This is a genomic window from Gallintestinimicrobium sp. (genome assembly GCF_046968865.1).
Taxonomy (GTDB): Bacteria; Bacillota; Clostridia; order Lachnospirales; family Lachnospiraceae; genus Gallintestinimicrobium; species Gallintestinimicrobium propionicum.
This window is the reverse complement of the sequence record NZ_JBKVPW010000007.1, coordinates 100,182-116,274: the sequence shown is the minus strand read 5'-3', so window position 1 is coordinate 116,274 and position 16,093 is coordinate 100,182. Positions and strand designations below refer to the sequence as shown.

Sequence of the window (16,093 nt, the reverse complement as noted above, 5' to 3'; positions counted from 1 at the left end):
TTTTCCCTACTGCATCTGCAGGTTTTCTCTCCTCCCTTTAGCCATCAGCTCCTGCAAGTCTTCATTCCAGTCTTTTCCTGACGGAAAAAGCGGGAACACCTCCCGGTATCCCCGCCCTTCCAGATTTTTTTGTATTCTTTCTTCTGCCTGAAGCCCCGCTCTGTCCCTGTCCAGGCATAATGCAACCTGTCTGATGTACGGCACATCTTCCAACATCTGGAACAGTCCCTGTTCCGACAATCCGCAAAGTGCCACATAGCTGTGCTGCTCCCATTCTTTTTGATATAGGGTCAGAAAGGAGAGCAAGTCTATCGGTGCCTCAAACACATAAAGCCTGCCGCTCTTACCTGTCCAGTGAAAACTGTATTTCGGATCGCTGCTCTCTTCATTGCCCTTAAATGCCTTCCCCCCCGTAAATGTCCCATGCTTGTGGGCATGACGTGCCACACCGCTCTTATCATATCCAACAAACACTGCATTATGATATTTCCGGTCCTCATAGATCATCCTGCGTTTTATAAATTCAGCCAGGACCGTCCTGCTGATTCCTCTGGTTGTTGTAAGGTAGGCAAACGCCCTCCGCATTTCTGTATTTTTCTCCGGCAGGGCAAATGGCTTTCCTTCTTCCCTGCTTTTTCCCTTTTCACAGATATCCGAATAACAGACTTCTCCCTGCTCTCCATCCAAAAGCATTGTCACCGCATCCGGAAAATCTTTCCCATAAAACATTTTTACAAAATCGATAGCTCCTCCGCCCTTCTCGATCGCATGGTCATACCACTGGTTTCCCCTCACCGTGATGCTATGGTCGCTGGCAAGACGTTTTTCCCTGCCTGATTTTAAAAGCCGCTCCCCCTGCCGTAAAAGGAAACTTTCCAGATTTACCTCATTGGCACGCCGCTTCTGTTCTTCTGTAAAATAAATAAAACCTGCCATTTCCCAGCCCCCTATCCTTCTATCTGCTGTTCCGGTTCATGGTCATCTGTCCGATGCCCCTGCGCACGCCGTCTCTCAGTCAGCTTTTTTCTCCGTTTCCTGTCAATATGATATCTTCCCGTCCTGTTTTCTTTTCGGAACTCTTCCTGAAATATTTTTTGCAGACCAGTCATCAGCCTTACTGTAGCAAAAAATACAGAAGGTTCCCTGACCGCAACTTCCCCCTGAATCCACTCGGTACTCCGCACATTATGGCTTATTTGCATTGCCTCACTGATAATCAGGTTTTTAAGGCTTTTAAATGCAGCGCACTGCGACAGCGGCACCTGTTTTTCCGGGCTGTTTTCATAAAATTTCCGGATTTCTCCCTGCCATTTATTCCATTCCTTGTATAACGCATCCACACGTTCATCTTCCGCAATCTCATCTATGATCCGGTCCACCAGATTTTTTACGTCCCGCTTCAAATATCCATAAACTTTTTTCCCTTTTGTATGGCTCAGTTTCCCCGATAAAGCAAGAAGCATTTTTTCCAGCTCCATGTTTTTTACCATCCCGCTTTTCATCTCTTCCATCAGCTGTTTTATGACATCCGCACTTTCCTCCTTCATTTCCGTTCGTGCCTGATTTTGCTTATCATAGATGTTTGCAAAATCCTGCCGGAAAATGTCATGTGCCAGTTCCGACCGCATCGCCTCAATCGACATTTTGGTCAGATAGCCATCATTGTCCCTTGCAGAATACACCATTAGATGTACATGGGGGTGATGTCCCTCATTATGAAAGGCTGCATACCACCTTAAGTCTGCGCTGTCGATTTTCATATGTTTACAGAGCATCGCCCGCTTTGACCTTAATAGCGCCATCCACTGTTCTGCCCGGTCATATCCCAGCCGCGCGGCATCCTCCCTCTTCAAAGAAATGACATGCGTCCATATCACGCCCTTATGTTCCGCTGCCTCTTTCTGCACCTGCCGCAGCATGACAGGCTTCCCTGCGTCAGTAAACAGACCATGCTCCCCGACCCGCTCCACTCTCGGACGGTTTGCTATATAATCCACATAATTTTCCATACTCCCTGAAAAATCCACATAACGCTCCAACGCACAGGATATCAGCTCCGATGCATTCCCCATTGTCGGATGCTCTGAAAAATCCATGTATTCCAACAGCTCCCTTGCCTCCGGGATTTTCCGGACCATCTCCTCGATATATTGTTTCTGGTTTTTGGTCGCCGGAAGGTTATCCCGTCCCCCTGCCATTTTTTCAACGCCTTCCCGTGTTCCTATATAACGGACATAATGTTCTATCCGCGGCGCAGGGACATCCCGCAGATAGCGGGATGTAAAAATCAGCTTTGCCATATACTTTTATTCCCGTCCCCTCTGATACCGGTATGCATCCTCAAACAGGACTGTTCCGTTGATACGGCTGACTTCCTCCACACATTTTGCATGGAGCTTCTGCAAATCCCCTTCATCCACCTCATGACTGTATGCAACCACATGGCAGAGCTTTGCCAGCTCCACTGCCATTTTAAAATCCATCCGCGCCAGACGGTTTTCGCTGTCCTTCACAGTCCCTCCCAGCATAGACGAGAGGGACTGCAAAAGATAATCCTCCGATTTTTCAGCAGAAAGGAATCCCAGATAAAACCGTAAAGCGTCCTCTATCATCTCTGTGCGGCTCAACGCCATCCCCTCCTGCACATAAGCATCTGCTGTCCTGACAAGCTCTTCATCCATCCGGATTGAAAATTTTATTTTTTCCGTGTCCATCCCCCTTTCTCCTTTTATCCCTTTCCCTTTTTGCAGAGCCACCCAAAAAACTGCTTCCTTTCCCGGTTTTCGCCGTTTCTGCCACCTGAACCCTGCAAAAAATGTTTCATGGGTGGCATCCTGTTTTCCCGCACGGCTTTGCCGGGCGGTGTATTACGGGCGAGGAGGCTTTTTTAAGCCACCCGCCCTTTAACCCGCACACATTTCGACCTTGTCCCATCCTCTTTTTCTCCGGAATCCTGCCCTTTCCCAAACTTCGCCAAACGCGCGCTTGACTGGCACTCATGCACATTTCCCCGCCCCTGCTCCCAAAAGCCCACACAGCGGCTCACAGACGCTTACAGGGCTATTCCTCTTCCCCTCTGGCTGCCGCCCTGCTCTGCCTTCTTCCAGTATTTCTTGCCTCTTCCACCCGGCTTACCCTGTCGTCGATGTATTCCCGGGTCGCCAGCGGCACATATTTTTCATAAAGCTTCTGGATGATGTCGTTTAATTCTTCCTGAAGGTTTGCATCCTTTTTCCCCATATGGAAGAAAAGCGCATCCAGTTTCTCCGTATTAAATGTGATTGTTAATGTCGTATTTTTCATTTGTTCCCTTTCTCTGCTTTCATCCGCAGCTAAAACAACCGTCCATACCCATACAGATGCCTCCGCCAATAAGCAGCGTTTAAGTCCGCATACCCGATCGGGTCACCTGCATGGAGCATCCTTCCCCCACCTACATAAATCCCCACATGGCTTACAGCGCTTCCTGAAGCATATGTCCCTGTAAAAAACACCAAATCTCCGGGCTGTGCCTCCCCCTGTGATACGGAGGCACACTGGTCATAAATCCCCTGCGCTGTTGTCCGGGGCAGATAACATACCCCCGACTGTGTATAGACCCAGCAAATATAACCGCTGCAATCAAATCCGGTCGCCGGGGAGCTTCCTCCCCACACATAATCCATCCCGATATATTTCCGTGCTTCCTCCATCAATGCGGCAAAACTTCCATCTCCCATCGCCTCCCCCGCTTCTCCGTTCATTCCTCCTCCGATACCTCCTCCTTGTTTTACAAGACTGTAAATTCTGCGGGCATTGGTTTTATCCTCCACACGGATCTCTTTTCCAAGCAACTGCGACAGGCTTTGGCATATCTGGTTCTGGTCAGAAACAGGAACCGTTACCGTAACGATATTTCCTTTCTCATCCTCTATTTCTTCAAAAGAAACAAAGCATTCCGCAAATTTCCTGTAATCGGCTCTCCTCATATGTTCCTGTTCTGTCCCGAAAAACAGTGTATAGAAATATGACTTGACCAGATCTGCATCAACTGCCCCGTCCCTGACATCCTTATTTATTTTACCAATCTCCCTGTCCAGATCTTGAAAGCTTTCCTGCATATCCCGGATATAACTTCTATACTCCTCCGGCATTTTTAAAGATATCCCACTGCCATAAAAAGACAAAAATACAGCCTGCCTGTTATGATCAGCAGTACCTGATAAGGAACATAACATTACTGAAATGATAAGAAAAAACGGGATACAAATGGCTGCTGTCACGGACAAAACTGCCGTCCTGACACGTTCATCAGTCATTGCTGTAAGCGCTCCTTTTACGGCAAACACTGCCCCTGATACCGACACAAGCCCTCCCCCTTCCATGTTGATATCTGTTAATATCCCATCCGGACACCGCCTGTGCCCTGCTGGTTTTCCTGCAGACTTTTTTCTGCCAGTCCATATGCCCTCTGGATGGCCTCCTCCAAAATCTCTGCATCAAAACCTGCTGACTGGTATCCCTCCCGGATGATTTCTGCGTAATGTTCCGATGGAATCCCAAATTCCCGTCCGGGAGTCATGACATATGCCATGACCCGCTGGCATTTCCCATCCACTTCCACCTCCATCATCTGCTTCCTATACAATCTCGGATACCCTTCATAACAGTCTAACGCCACCTCATCCCGGGCACCGATCTCCCAAAGCACCACCGGAACACTGCTTCCTTCCCGCGGCTCTACCGTCGCAACCGCTCCGTGCCTTGCGCCCCTGAACAGCAGCTCATAATTTTTCAATATCCCCTTCCCTACTACTTCTGCGGTCCGGCACCGGTCAGCCATCTGCTCCAGATTCATGTTGCTCCCGTATGCCATATACAATCTTGTCCTTCTGCCCATTTTTCTTCTCTCCTCATCCTCTTATCATCATCGTTCCTGTTTCCGTTTCCTCATCAGCTGCCTGCTCCTGCAGCCTGCAGCTTTCTGCCCGTTTTCGCCGCAGCCGCTCCTGCTGTGCGATTGCCTGAGCCGGGTCTCTCCACGCGATACACCCCGGCAGATTTTTCAGCAGATGATACCGTGCTGTTTCAAATTCTTTTCCATTTAATCCCAACCGCAAAAGCCACGTCCGGAAGGTATACTTCTCATTCGTTGTCTCCGTCCTGATTCTGCTCGCACAGGTCTGATTTAATGCCTGCGCCGTAACTGCAAGACAAAACTGGATATATGCCTTGATCTTCCCTGCATGGAGCGTCCCGTTGAACAGCCGGAATTCAACCGTCCCTTTCTGGAAAACCGAATGGAGGTTCAGACAATGATACCTGCTCTGGTCATAATGTTGTCCCCTCCTGCTCCTGCCGTTGTACCAGATTTCCTCTACCGCCTCCATACTGGTCGGACGCCGTCTGTTTAATTCTTCCAGAAAACGTTCCTCCACAGGCCTGCACCATCGATGCTGTCTCTCCACTGACACCCCAAGCGCCTTATAGATCAGGTCCTCCTTTGCCGCCATGATATTTGTAAGGTTTCTCAGTTTCCCTGCGTCAAAGGGAGAAGCATCGATATGCACATGGATGCCGCAGCTCTCATTTACGATCGCACCTTTCTTTTTCAACTCACGGATTAATTCCTGAATTTTTTCAATATCTTCATATCTGCAGATTGGGCTGACCATTTCTGTCCGATATACTGCACCCGCCGCTCTTTTCTCCCCGTTAACCTTCTTTTCCGCCCGGATGCTGCCGTCACTCATGAATTTCCACTGTCGTCCCTCCTGATCCACGGCTGCATATGTCTGGTAATAGGTGCCCACATATTCCGACCTTGTCCCAAAATATGTGGCGGCTACCTTGGCCGCCCCTGCCCTTGTGATCCCTGTCATTTCGATCTCTATCCCAAACCTCTGCTCCCTAAGTTCCATTCTCCCCCTCTATCTCCCGCCGGCATCCCCAAACAACTTTGCCTTGTGCTCCGGCGCATGCACCATCAGGTTATACCGCTCATTTCCACATTTATAAAGGCACACGCCCCTCTGCGGATACCGGATCAGCTGATATTCACATTCTTCCAGCTGCAGGGTATCTGTATAAAATTTTGCATCGATGCTCCCGGCATTGAACAAAAACTGATGGGTCGGGATTGAAAACAACGGCTTTGTATATTCCCGTATGCCGTCCAGATTAAAATCCTCCAGATTCTGGCTCGCAATGATCACGGCCGAATCCTTTTTCCTTACCCTCTTTGAAAAATTACGCACATATTCCACGGCGGTCAGGTTCGACAGGAACAGATAAAATTCATCCAGACTTGCCGCCGCATTTCCCTGTGTCAGCAGTTCATTGCTCATAAAAGAAAGCACATTAAAAAGCAACGCATCCTTTAAGCTCCTGCTCGCCTGCAAAAGTCCCTTTACCCCAAAGGTAATAAACCCGGAGTCTGTGATATTGGTGTGCCCGTTAAAAAACTTACTTTCTGCCCCCATGCACATGGAATGCAGCCCCAACAGGATTCCCTGCAGCATTTCTGCCGTATAAATCTGTTTGCCATTTTCATCAAACCCTTTATATTCCTCTTCCATAAAATCATACAGGTCTGATAAAACAGGATAATCATAAGAATTCATGCGGTCAAAATGACTTCTGTCACTGATTCCCCACTTGGCATAAAGCTTCTGTACCATGATCTCTATCACATCGAGCTCCCTGTCCGTAAAATCCTTATAGCTCCTAAAAAAATCCTTCAGGAAGCTGATATGCTGTGACAGGCGCGACCGGATGCGGAACGTCTGAGGTGCATCCGCATCCTCTAGCCCGCTGCTGTCATCCCATATTTTAGGCTCCAGCGGATTGATCAAAAACTCGCCGCCCATCAGGTCGATAAAACATCCACCCAAATTTTTCGTAAGCTCTTCATATTCCATTTCAGGGTCAAGGGCGCATATCCGCATGCCCGCCTCCCGTAAATTTGTTAAGATGAGCTTCAGCAGATAACTTTTCCCTTGTCCGCTGTTTCCCAAAATCAGGATGTTTGCATTGGTCTTATCATCCGTGCGTCTGTTAAAATCCACGATCACATTGCTTCCAAACTTATCCTTCCCGACATAAAATCCATTCGGGTCCGTTTTTCCGGAATAATGGAACGGATAAAGGTTTGCCACACTGCTGGCGGGCAATACACGTTCAAACTGATCCCCGAATAGATTCCTCCCTGTCGGCATCACACACCGAAATCCCTGTTGCTGCCGCAAAAGCAGACGGTCCACATTTAACTTCGCACGTATCAGTTCTGTCAGTACCTCTGTCTGTAAAAGCTTAAAACGCTCCAGGTCATGGGCACACAGCTCCAGATAGACCGCCGTATGCAAAAGCGGCTCCCTGTTTCTGTGCATCTGCGCCACAATCGCCGTTACGTCCTGAAGGTTACTTTCTGCCAGCACAGTCTGCTGTAGATCGTTCGTGCTGCTCCGGTCCAACCGGTTTTTATTTACCGCGTTGCTGATGATCCTTTTTTCTTCCATCGCCGTAACATGACGGGTATAGATGTGGAGCGTTACGCCATCCTTTTCCCCGAGATGGGACAGGATTGCCTGCTCATCCGTCGCAGTCGGGTATTCCCTGATCGCCCATACACAGCGATAAGTATTCCCGCATATAAAATGGTCTGTTTCAAACCAGATCACTGACGGCGCAATCATATCCAGAAATTCCCGGATATGAGAATCTTCCCTGTTTTCCTCAAAATCTTTCTGATGTTTTTTCAACTTTCTGCCTCCATGACTGAAAAAATCCCGTCTGCCTTCCGGCATCCGGGATTCGATTTTTTCCTGTTATATAAGTTCCTGCCCTTTTAATCCTCCTGAATGATCCAACGCTCTCCGTCAAAATCTTCAAACTTTTCCGTTGTCACATTTTGCTCATAATATACGGCAAGAAGGCGCTTGATGTCCTCCCTTCCCGCCCTGCTGACAGAAAAGCCCTGTTCTTTCAGGGATTTTTCAATTCGTGACAGATAAGCCAGAGCCTCCCGCTCTTCTTCCTCCTTCAACCGGACGATGATTAAAAATTCCCTCGCTGTTGCCATCTGAACCTGTATCCGGTCAAGATGCTTCTGGTCTTTTTCCAGCAGGCTGCGCACCACAGGGTTTTGTTCCTCCTCCATCCTCCTGCGTAAGAACAGTTTATTCTCTTCAAAGCTCTCCCTGCTGTTTAAGCATAACATCTCAACTTCCGCTACCCCTTTCAGCACCGTCATCAATGCATATATCCGTCTCCCGATGCTCGCTTCTGACAGCACGGATAAATTTGCCGGTTTTATCAGAAAATACACCAGCGTCTCCTGACCGTATGTCACAAGTCCATATTCCGTAAGTGCCTGTACACCGATCAGATGGCGCGTATCTGTCTCCTGCCTCCGCTTTCTTTCCCTTTTCCCTATATATCCGCTCACTCTGAACACCTCCTCCATTCAAAGCTCTGCTGACGGATAAAGAAGAACTCACATGCATATCTGATAAAATCCAGAATGCTGGCATCCTCAAAACGGATCGTCAGAAACGCATAAACTGCCGTCAGCACTGCCGGGAAAAAGATTCCCGCCTGTGTCAGCGCCAGCACCGACGCCACCGCGCAGACCCCTGTAATCCCAAGGTCTTTTAATTGCCAAAGCCACAGGGTAGCCCTTGACTTTAAATTATCAGGGTAAATATACATATTTTTTTCTCCTCACACGCCTTCAAAATCTCCGTTTTCATCCAATTCTCTGTTTTTCTGCAAAAAGCAAGCGATCCGCCGCAGGACAAAGTCCACACAGGGAATCGCCACGCTATTTCCAAGGGCACGGTATCTCGCATTGTCAGATGCCCCCGGAATATCCGTCCATCCGTCCGGAAACCCCTGCAGCCGTTCGCACTCCAATGGTGTCAGGCGGCGCACCTGTTCTTTATTTTCTACAACGCACTTATCCCCATTGATATACTGGTTTCCTGCTCCCTTATAATCTGAATAAGTGAGCGTCCCGACTGTTTTCTGATAAGTTTCCTTCTCACAAAATACCGCATGACGGTCCATACACGTCAGACTGTAGCTCACATCCGGCAGACACCCCAAGCCATTTCCCCCATTCTGCAACTGTCTGCCGATAATATTTCCCGTAATACAATAGCTTCTGGGATTCATGGCACACTTCCTGTTTTCTTCTCCTGTCATCCTTCTATCCCCGCCTGTTTCTTCAGCGCCCAAAGAAGCTGCTCCGGGAGCTTCTTCCCCCTTGCTTTTACCCTTTCCAGTATCCCCCGGCACGCTTTCTGGCTCAAATAATATCTTTGGGGCGGTGAGTCCTCCAAAATCTGCCACAAGAAAGATTCGACGGCGACGCTGGGGGACTCCCCAGTATTGAGCGTCCAGCACTCGCCAAGCCACGCTGCATCGTTTTCCCAAAATGGCAGCCCCAGCAGATTCCCAGCGCCCGGTGTCAGGTCGAGGCACATCACAGGAACAGTCTGCGATCCGGATGATTTCCTGCAGGACCGCCCTGAAATCCTCCCCCGCCGCACTGCTGAATGCTCCCGGCACATTTTCCCAGACCATATACCGAGGTCGTCTAAGGTCATCTGATATCCCTCTTGTACCATCTGCATCCCTCATCTCCTTTACGATCCGCACCTGTTCCATAAATAATCCTGACCGTTCTCCCGACAGCCCTTTTCTTTTCCCGGCTACGGACAAATCCTGACAGGGGCTGCCGCCGCAGATAATATCCACAGGAGGGATATTTTTCCCGTCGACTCTCGTGATATCCCCTAAATGTTCTATTTCCGGGAAATGGATTTTTGTTACCCGGATTGGGAATGCCTCTACCTCGCTTGCCCAAACTGGCTTTATCCCATTATGGACAGCTGCCAGCGGAAATCCCCCGATCCCATCGAACAGACTCCCCAATGTCCACATTCAGCTCCCCCTTATTCCAATTTCATCATCTGCTTTTTCTCAGCCCTCTGCATTCCTGCATTCCAAAACTGGATAGTATCCCCTTCCTTTTCCAAAAGCTCCTCCAGCCGCTTTATCAGATTTTCAACATGCCCCTGCCAGCCAATCCAGTTTTCTTCCTTCAGCCAGCCGTTCCACTGATATTCTTTGCTCCTTTCCCTGCTCCGTCTCAGCATATCTTTCAAATAGTTTCGGATTACCATGACCGTTTTCCGCTTTCCTTCAAACTGCGTTATTTTTGCAAAATTCATTTCTTTGCTTTTTTTATCGGAACCTCCATATAATCTATACTGCTCCCCATCCAGATACGCCATAATGACCTCTGCCAACACCATTGGCTTTGTATGCACTTTCCCATCTTCGCACACATCCCCATAAGCATCCCAGCATTTGCTTCCCCCACTCAACTTCTCCAACTGCAAATGCCCGTCCTTTGGAAGTATCTTTTCCAGCTCGATTATAATATCCAGCCCTTCATCCGACTCTAAGGCTTTGATTCCCCAGCATCCCATTTCCAAACCTCCTGATATCGTTTTTATTTTACCGTGATTGCCTGCACCACAGACCGGGTCAGGTTTATCGCCCCCTGCGCCGCATAAAATGCCCCCGTTACATTAGCCCTCGTTGTTGTATCCAGCCCAAACTGCCCTGCGATCCGGGGGACTTCCCCTGCCGATAACATCAGCCCCATCCCCAACAGCGCATGGTCCTTTACTGCCATCAGCCCTGCCGTCAGGATCACTGCCTGCAAAAAAGCTGTCAGGCACAGCCCTACCACCTGCTTGCACCAGCTGATAAATCCATCTGTATATCCCCGCGGGACACTGAACAGATAAAGGCTTCCAACAGAAATCTGGATGAGAAGGATGCCTCCCCTTTTTAAATTTGCAAAAAACACCTTTATGACCGCATATCCCATCAAGATCAAAAGGAATATCATTAAAATCGGGCTGTCTACTGCAGATATCCCGCCAAACACGCCCGACACAGCTGCTTCCTGCCAGGTCCCGGCATCCTTTAGCGAGGAAAGTATCCGCTGCGCCGCCTCCCCAAATGTCTCCCCGGAACCGCTCAGGCCACGCGTCAGACTTGCCTGCAGCGATACACACAGGCGGTACAGCTCCACCGGCACGGTCGAAAACAAGCTTGCCGCAAAAAAGCCCTTCAACGCATTTACCCCAGTTTCCCGTATGCTCCCTCTTCCATTTTGATACTCTATCCCACACTCAAACCCTGCTACCACAAGACCTGTCACATACAAAGCCCATGCCAGACAGGAAAAAAACATTACGATTGCCTGTACCCATTCCATTTCAAACAGGTCTGCCCCCATATTTCCCATCTGAGCAAAAAAGCTTCCCAAAAATCCTACGATCTGTCCATAGACCCAGTCCGTAATCTGCCCCAGGACCGTGTCCGCAACAAAATCCCATATAAACATCTGCCGCTCCCCTGTCCCTTTTTATCAGATTCCGAGTATCTTCCATACATACATCGGCGCAGTCAGCATCAGCACAAGACACACAAATAAGATAGCGGGCGGCGCCCAGTCAAACTGCCCGTGTTTGCGGTAATCAAAATATGCTGTCCCCAGCTTCCCGAAAAAGAAAACTGCCAGGATCATATCTATCGCCGGGAACACCACGTTGTCCACCACAGTTTTTATCTGCCCTGCCGCACTGCTCCATGTTTCCTCGATCACGCCCGCCACATTTGCTTCCTTTGCACACACGGGGAACGCCATCATCCCTGCCGCCAGCATGACAGCCCCCAGTAAACACACGACTTTTTTTGTTTTCTGCATTTAAAATCTCCCTTCTTTTTCATCTCCACGGATTCTGGGGCGCGATATGCCAGTCTTCCCATAGGTTCCCCTGTATCTGCAAGGTATCCGTCAGATTCCTGGCAAGCATCCCCGCCGGAGTCCAACAATCCATCAGCCATGTATATGGCGTATAACTTCCATCCGGATACCAGATTGGAGTAAAATGGGTCCTCCCCCTGTAAGTGCTGTAGCTGTTTTCAAAAAATTCATGGGTCATGCCATAGCCATCCCCCATGCGCTCTAATAATCTCCAGAAGGTTTTATATCCGAATTCCGGGAAATAGGTGACTGCATTCTGCGCAGGGGTTACCGCATCCGGCTGGTCTGTCTGCACAGAAGTCATGACCCTTTCATGAAACCCGTATCCTGATTTCATCGTTTTCCCATTTGCAGTCGGGGATTTTTCATCCCCCCAAAGCTCCATAGATGCACTCAGGCTGGCAGAATGACGTTCCAGCAAAAACTCCCACCAGCCTTCGTCAACCCAATATCCCTCTTCCTCTGCCTCCGGTGTCTCATGCCAGACCCATTCTGCCTTCCACCACGGCTTCCACACACTCCATCCTGTCGTTGTTGCTTCACTCCGATAAGGTATCTGCACAGCCTGAAAGCTATCGTTTCTATCGTCCGCATTCGGGTCCGGAGGGGGATTTTTCCCAAGCTCTGTAATCCTTGCCGTAATGATCCCTTTTTCTGCAGTTCCGCCTCCCTCTACCGTTACAGGGATTTCCATGACCTGCTCCTCTTTTGGCGTTGTCCATCGTACCCATGCCAGCTGTTCCTCCCCTTCCGGATAATAGACATTTTCTACCCTGTAATCACGCCCACCTATCTGAAATGTCACAGTTACCGGATGCTCCGGGTCGCTCTGTCCCCCCTTGATCCGGACAGACGTGATGACTTCTGTATTTGTCCGGTATTCATAGTCATAGCTCGCTACTTCCGGTCCTTCCGGCAGGATATCCTGAAACCGGACAATCCCAAGCCCAAGGCTGCTTTTTATTTCTTCATCCGATACCGTCTGGTCCGTGCTCTTTCCCCACGCCGGATATCCTAAATCCCCTGTTTCCAAAAACATGGACAGCGGAAGGTTTTTATGCGTAAAAGATACCATCCGCTTCCGCAGCCCGCCGCTTAGTTTCTCATCATAAAGCGCAGCTTCCGTAGCGGTCGTTGCGATCATGCTCCCCTGAAAACGGTAATAACCGACCGGCTCTAAAAGCAGCTTATATCCCCCGCTTACCAACACTTCAAAGTCCATCCCGGTCAAACCTGCGATACTCCTGATGACCTGTTCATCCGTAAAATAATTTTTGATCGCTTCGATATTGGCAGCACCATTGCTTTGAGAACTGATAATCTTAGGCAGTGCCTGCGCAGGGTTCACATATTCATAAGTGCCTGTATCCACTGACAGGGCAGTTCCTCCAGAATAAGAAAGTTTACATACCTTCCCGAAAGAGTAATCTATTTTCGGTTTTTTGTTTGTCAGGTCGACCGGCCTTGTGACCGGCTCCCTGCCCTCTGCCCGGACCACCGTCACACGCACCCCGTCATTGCCCGGCGACCACACATTCTGGCTGCTCCCCTGCCCCATGCTTCCCCCGCCGCCGTCCACATTTCCATCCCCCACTGCCTTCACTGGAATGGCACACAGCCAGCAACAAAGGAACACAGCACATAAAATCCTCCATTTTCCTTTCACCGCTTTCCTCCCATATACGAAAAAAACACCGCTCTATGCGGTGCTTTTCCCCATGATGTTTAATCCATCACGCCTATCTTATTTCCGTTTTCATACATATCCTGCGCGACAGTTCCCGAGCTGCCGCCGCCCTCATTTTCCACCCAGCCAAAGCCCGGTATAAAAATCTGTCCACCATCCGTGTCGCCCGCCTGAGGTTCCTCCTGCCCCGTTGTTTCCCCCGGTGCATTTTCTCCCGGCTGCTGATCCGGGTTTTTTAACGCCTCCTCCGGCACCTCCGGTTTTTTCACATCCAGCTGGATGCTTTGCACAGTGTCCTTCTCCTGTCCGTCATCCGCCCCATTCTCCAAGCCATCCTGTGCTGTCTCTCCCGATTCGGTTTCCGATTCTGTTTCAGCCTGCAGGCTCTCCGGTTCTGTCTCCACTATCCCATCCCCGTTTTGCGCCCCTTGCCCTTTTTCTTCCTCCTGTTCCATATCCACCGTTATCTCTGTAACTTCCCCGGTTTCTGCCTCAAACCGTTCCTCCGGCACAGCTTCCGGCTTTAGCTGGAACCAGATTGCCACCAAAAGCCCTGCACACAATAAAATGCCTCCTAAAACCAGAAGATACCTTTTTGCCTTTTCTGTCAGTTTCATCTCTCTTCCTCCATATTTATCCATTGTTCCCCTGACCACAACATACTATAAACGGTCCGCAAAGTCTATCACTACCTAAAAAACCTCCGTATATCCTGCCTGAACTTTCAACTCCATCTCAAGCGGTAATAACATTTTCCCTAAAAAACGCACCGGGGCTTCCATCCGGATTATTCCCTCCGCTTCAAAACGCTGTGTCCCCGACGGGTCTGATGGCGCAAACGGTGCATTCCGTATCGTAACTTCCAGCCCATCCAGCGCAAATTCTTCTGTCTGTCCATCCCCCATATATTTGAAACGCCTGCCGCCATCCAGCTGTGTCCCAAGTATTCTGTCCAGCTGTCCGTACACATCCCCCGTATCCAACGTTTCTTCCCAGGCATCCTCCCCAAAGGGCTGATAACTTCCGGAATATCCCTCCCGCACACCATGATAGACCCCTGCATAATTATCATTTACCACGGAGATGATCGCATCTTCCAATGCATCCCTTACTCCGACTGCAATAATCTGGAGCCGGAAATACTCGCTGATTCCGCAAAAAATGACCAATAACGCCAACGTTACCGCTGCCGCCATCGGAACTCCTGAACCGCCCTTCCCCTTAAGGCATTCTATCGTCCTGCACACCAGTCCTCTTATCTTTTCTTTCCGTCCGCCTTTTATTTCCAATACACCTCCGATTTCCCTGACGCCTCTGCCCGCAATGTGACCGGGAACGAACCAAATTTTCCAAACAGTCCGATATTTGTTTCATAGGTGAGCGTTACGGACACATCCTTATTTAGCTGTATCCGCCCCTCCTGCGACCATGAGATATCCGGTTCCAGACCTGTTTTTTCAATCAGGCTTTCCTCCCGACGGTCGGTTTCTGCCCCCACCCGACCTGATATTTCCGCTTCCCGCACCAGCTCTGTAGCAAACACATCCAGCTGCTGTTTTTTTACAAACACCGGGAGTACCTGCACACACAGCGCCAGCACCAGCATCCCGCACAGGACCAGAACGACCATATCCACATATCCTTCCCCGCTCCGGTCCCGCCACAGCCGTTTCCACCGTTTTCCCATCTTTCCCCTTCTTTCTTTAAAACATCCCGCCCAGATTCTCTATTGCCACATAACAGATGATCGTAAGATATGTGAGCAAAAAACACATCAGCATCACAAAGGAAAACACCCTTATCTTAGGCGGTATCTTCTGCGCCTCTGCCTTTAACCTCTGCAGTTCGATCTGCTTAAAATCATGGGACAGCATCTGAAAATACACAGCACTGTCATCCCCGCGCAGCACCCCTATCAGCCCCCTTACCACATCCGACAGCATCGGGGAGTTGATTCTTGATTCAAAACGTGTTAATGCAGCTTCATAGTTAGAGGACCTCATATCCGCTATCAGGATATCCAGCTCACCTGAAAGGCTCTCTCCCGCATTCATGCGAAACCGCTCCAGCATCCCGACCACATTCCTGCCTGATTTTAATTCCTGTTCGATCGTTGCGACCAGCCGCGGAAGCTGCGCTTCAATCTCATCCCGCTTTGCTTTCAACCGTTCGTCGGCCTTTTGCATCTCCTGAAAGTATAGCAGCACCGCCAAAATGACGATTACCGGGGTTAAGAGCGGAACAAAAAGCACACAGGGGATGGTACCCAATAATACTGCCCCTGTCTTTACAAGGGCATACGCCTGATAGACTTCCGGGGAAAGGTTCATTCCCCCTGCCTTTAATATCCGGTCCAGCCTCCCTCTCCGGTATGCTTCCATATGGATATATTTTGACAGATACACTGCCGCTGACATCAGACAGGCTTCTATGGTCTTTACCGTCTTTTTTTCCTGCCGGACCGTCCCCAGCATCGCCCGCGCCGTCCTGAGCGTCGGGAGCCTTAAAAAAGAGCTTGCCAGAAAAAACAGCCCCATCGCCAGAAATACACCAAATAAAAAAAGAAGAACTGTCACTGG

Annotated in this window: 19 protein-coding genes; all 19 read right to left on the bottom strand. The window is 49.5% G+C overall.

Annotated elements, in window-relative coordinates; translation table 11 throughout:
- Positions 1 to 6: 6 nt before the first annotated feature.
- Positions 7 to 936: a DUF3991 and toprim domain-containing protein gene (locus tag ACLTOQ_RS08115; RefSeq protein ID WP_262586091.1), complete on the bottom strand. Its 930-nt coding sequence runs from the start codon at positions 934 to 936 to the stop codon at positions 7 to 9.
- A gap of 11 nt (positions 937 to 947) precedes the next feature.
- On the bottom strand, positions 948 to 2,300 hold the full coding sequence (gene mobP3 / locus ACLTOQ_RS08110) for a MobP3 family relaxase (protein ID WP_021915705.1): 1,353 nt from the start codon (positions 2,298 to 2,300) through the stop codon (positions 948 to 950).
- Positions 2,301 to 2,306: 6 nt separating this feature from the next.
- The gene (locus ACLTOQ_RS08105; protein ID WP_021915704.1) at positions 2,307 to 2,714 is read right to left on the bottom strand and encodes a ribbon-helix-helix domain-containing protein; all 408 of its coding nucleotides are present in this window, start codon (positions 2,712 to 2,714) and stop codon (positions 2,307 to 2,309) included.
- A gap of 346 nt (positions 2,715 to 3,060) precedes the next feature.
- On the bottom strand, positions 3,061 to 3,303 hold the full coding sequence (locus tag ACLTOQ_RS08100; protein WP_021915703.1) for a DUF6103 family protein: 243 nt from the start codon (positions 3,301 to 3,303) through the stop codon (positions 3,061 to 3,063).
- 29 nt (positions 3,304 to 3,332) lie between these two features.
- The gene (locus ACLTOQ_RS08095) at positions 3,333 to 4,133 is read right to left on the bottom strand and encodes a C40 family peptidase (RefSeq protein WP_262586096.1); all 801 of its coding nucleotides are present in this window, start codon (positions 4,131 to 4,133) and stop codon (positions 3,333 to 3,335) included.
- A gap of 242 nt (positions 4,134 to 4,375) precedes the next feature.
- On the bottom strand, positions 4,376 to 4,879 hold the full coding sequence (locus ACLTOQ_RS08090) for a gamma-glutamylcyclotransferase family protein (protein WP_021915701.1): 504 nt from the start codon (positions 4,877 to 4,879) through the stop codon (positions 4,376 to 4,378).
- Between the two features lie 13 nt (positions 4,880 to 4,892).
- On the bottom strand, positions 4,893 to 5,900 hold the full coding sequence (locus tag ACLTOQ_RS08085) for an amidoligase family protein (protein WP_021915700.1): 1,008 nt from the start codon (positions 5,898 to 5,900) through the stop codon (positions 4,893 to 4,895).
- Between the two features lie 9 nt (positions 5,901 to 5,909).
- Positions 5,910 to 7,784, bottom strand: a complete 1,875-nt coding sequence (locus ACLTOQ_RS08080) for a VirB4 family type IV secretion system protein (RefSeq protein ID WP_412271356.1) — start codon at positions 7,782 to 7,784, stop codon at positions 5,910 to 5,912.
- 41 nt (positions 7,785 to 7,825) lie between these two features.
- Positions 7,826 to 8,425, bottom strand: coding sequence for a hypothetical protein (locus ACLTOQ_RS08075; RefSeq protein ID WP_330667332.1), 600 nt, complete (start codon positions 8,423 to 8,425; stop codon positions 7,826 to 7,828).
- Entirely contained in the window at positions 8,422 to 8,688 is a 267-nt protein-coding gene (locus ACLTOQ_RS08070) for a hypothetical protein (RefSeq protein WP_021915697.1), read from the bottom strand. The genes ACLTOQ_RS08075 and ACLTOQ_RS08070 overlap by 4 nt, the downstream gene beginning before the upstream one ends.
- A gap of 12 nt (positions 8,689 to 8,700) precedes the next feature.
- Positions 8,701 to 9,924 (bottom strand): DNA cytosine methyltransferase, encoded by a 1,224-nt coding sequence (locus tag ACLTOQ_RS08065; protein ID WP_262586099.1) that lies wholly within the window; start codon positions 9,922 to 9,924, stop codon positions 8,701 to 8,703.
- 11 nt (positions 9,925 to 9,935) lie between these two features.
- Positions 9,936 to 10,475 (bottom strand): DUF4259 domain-containing protein, encoded by a 540-nt coding sequence (locus ACLTOQ_RS08060; RefSeq protein ID WP_021915694.1) that lies wholly within the window; start codon positions 10,473 to 10,475, stop codon positions 9,936 to 9,938.
- 23 nt (positions 10,476 to 10,498) lie between these two features.
- Positions 10,499 to 11,404 carry a conjugal transfer protein TrbL family protein gene (locus ACLTOQ_RS08055; RefSeq protein WP_021915693.1) on the bottom strand — a complete coding sequence of 302 codons (906 nt, stop codon included), beginning with the start codon at positions 11,402 to 11,404 and terminating at the stop codon, positions 10,499 to 10,501.
- Between the two features lie 24 nt (positions 11,405 to 11,428).
- On the bottom strand, positions 11,429 to 11,767 hold the full coding sequence (locus ACLTOQ_RS08050; protein WP_021915692.1) for a DUF3852 domain-containing protein: 339 nt from the start codon (positions 11,765 to 11,767) through the stop codon (positions 11,429 to 11,431).
- A 19-nt stretch (positions 11,768 to 11,786) separates the two neighbouring features.
- Positions 11,787 to 13,385 (bottom strand): hypothetical protein, encoded by a 1,599-nt coding sequence (locus tag ACLTOQ_RS08045; protein ID WP_262586239.1) that lies wholly within the window; start codon positions 13,383 to 13,385, stop codon positions 11,787 to 11,789.
- Positions 13,386 to 13,552: 167 nt separating this feature from the next.
- Positions 13,553 to 14,131, bottom strand: coding sequence for a DUF6550 family protein (locus ACLTOQ_RS08040; protein WP_021915690.1), 579 nt, complete (start codon positions 14,129 to 14,131; stop codon positions 13,553 to 13,555).
- A 75-nt stretch (positions 14,132 to 14,206) separates the two neighbouring features.
- Positions 14,207 to 14,761 carry a hypothetical protein gene (locus ACLTOQ_RS08035; RefSeq protein WP_412271412.1) on the bottom strand — a complete coding sequence of 185 codons (555 nt, stop codon included), beginning with the start codon at positions 14,759 to 14,761 and terminating at the stop codon, positions 14,207 to 14,209.
- Between the two features lie 32 nt (positions 14,762 to 14,793).
- Positions 14,794 to 15,201 carry a DUF4320 family protein gene (locus ACLTOQ_RS08030; protein ID WP_021915688.1) on the bottom strand — a complete coding sequence of 136 codons (408 nt, stop codon included), beginning with the start codon at positions 15,199 to 15,201 and terminating at the stop codon, positions 14,794 to 14,796.
- 16 nt (positions 15,202 to 15,217) lie between these two features.
- Positions 15,218 to 16,090, bottom strand: coding sequence for a secretion protein F (locus ACLTOQ_RS08025; protein ID WP_262586105.1), 873 nt, complete (start codon positions 16,088 to 16,090; stop codon positions 15,218 to 15,220).
- Positions 16,091 to 16,093: the final 3 nt, after the last annotated feature.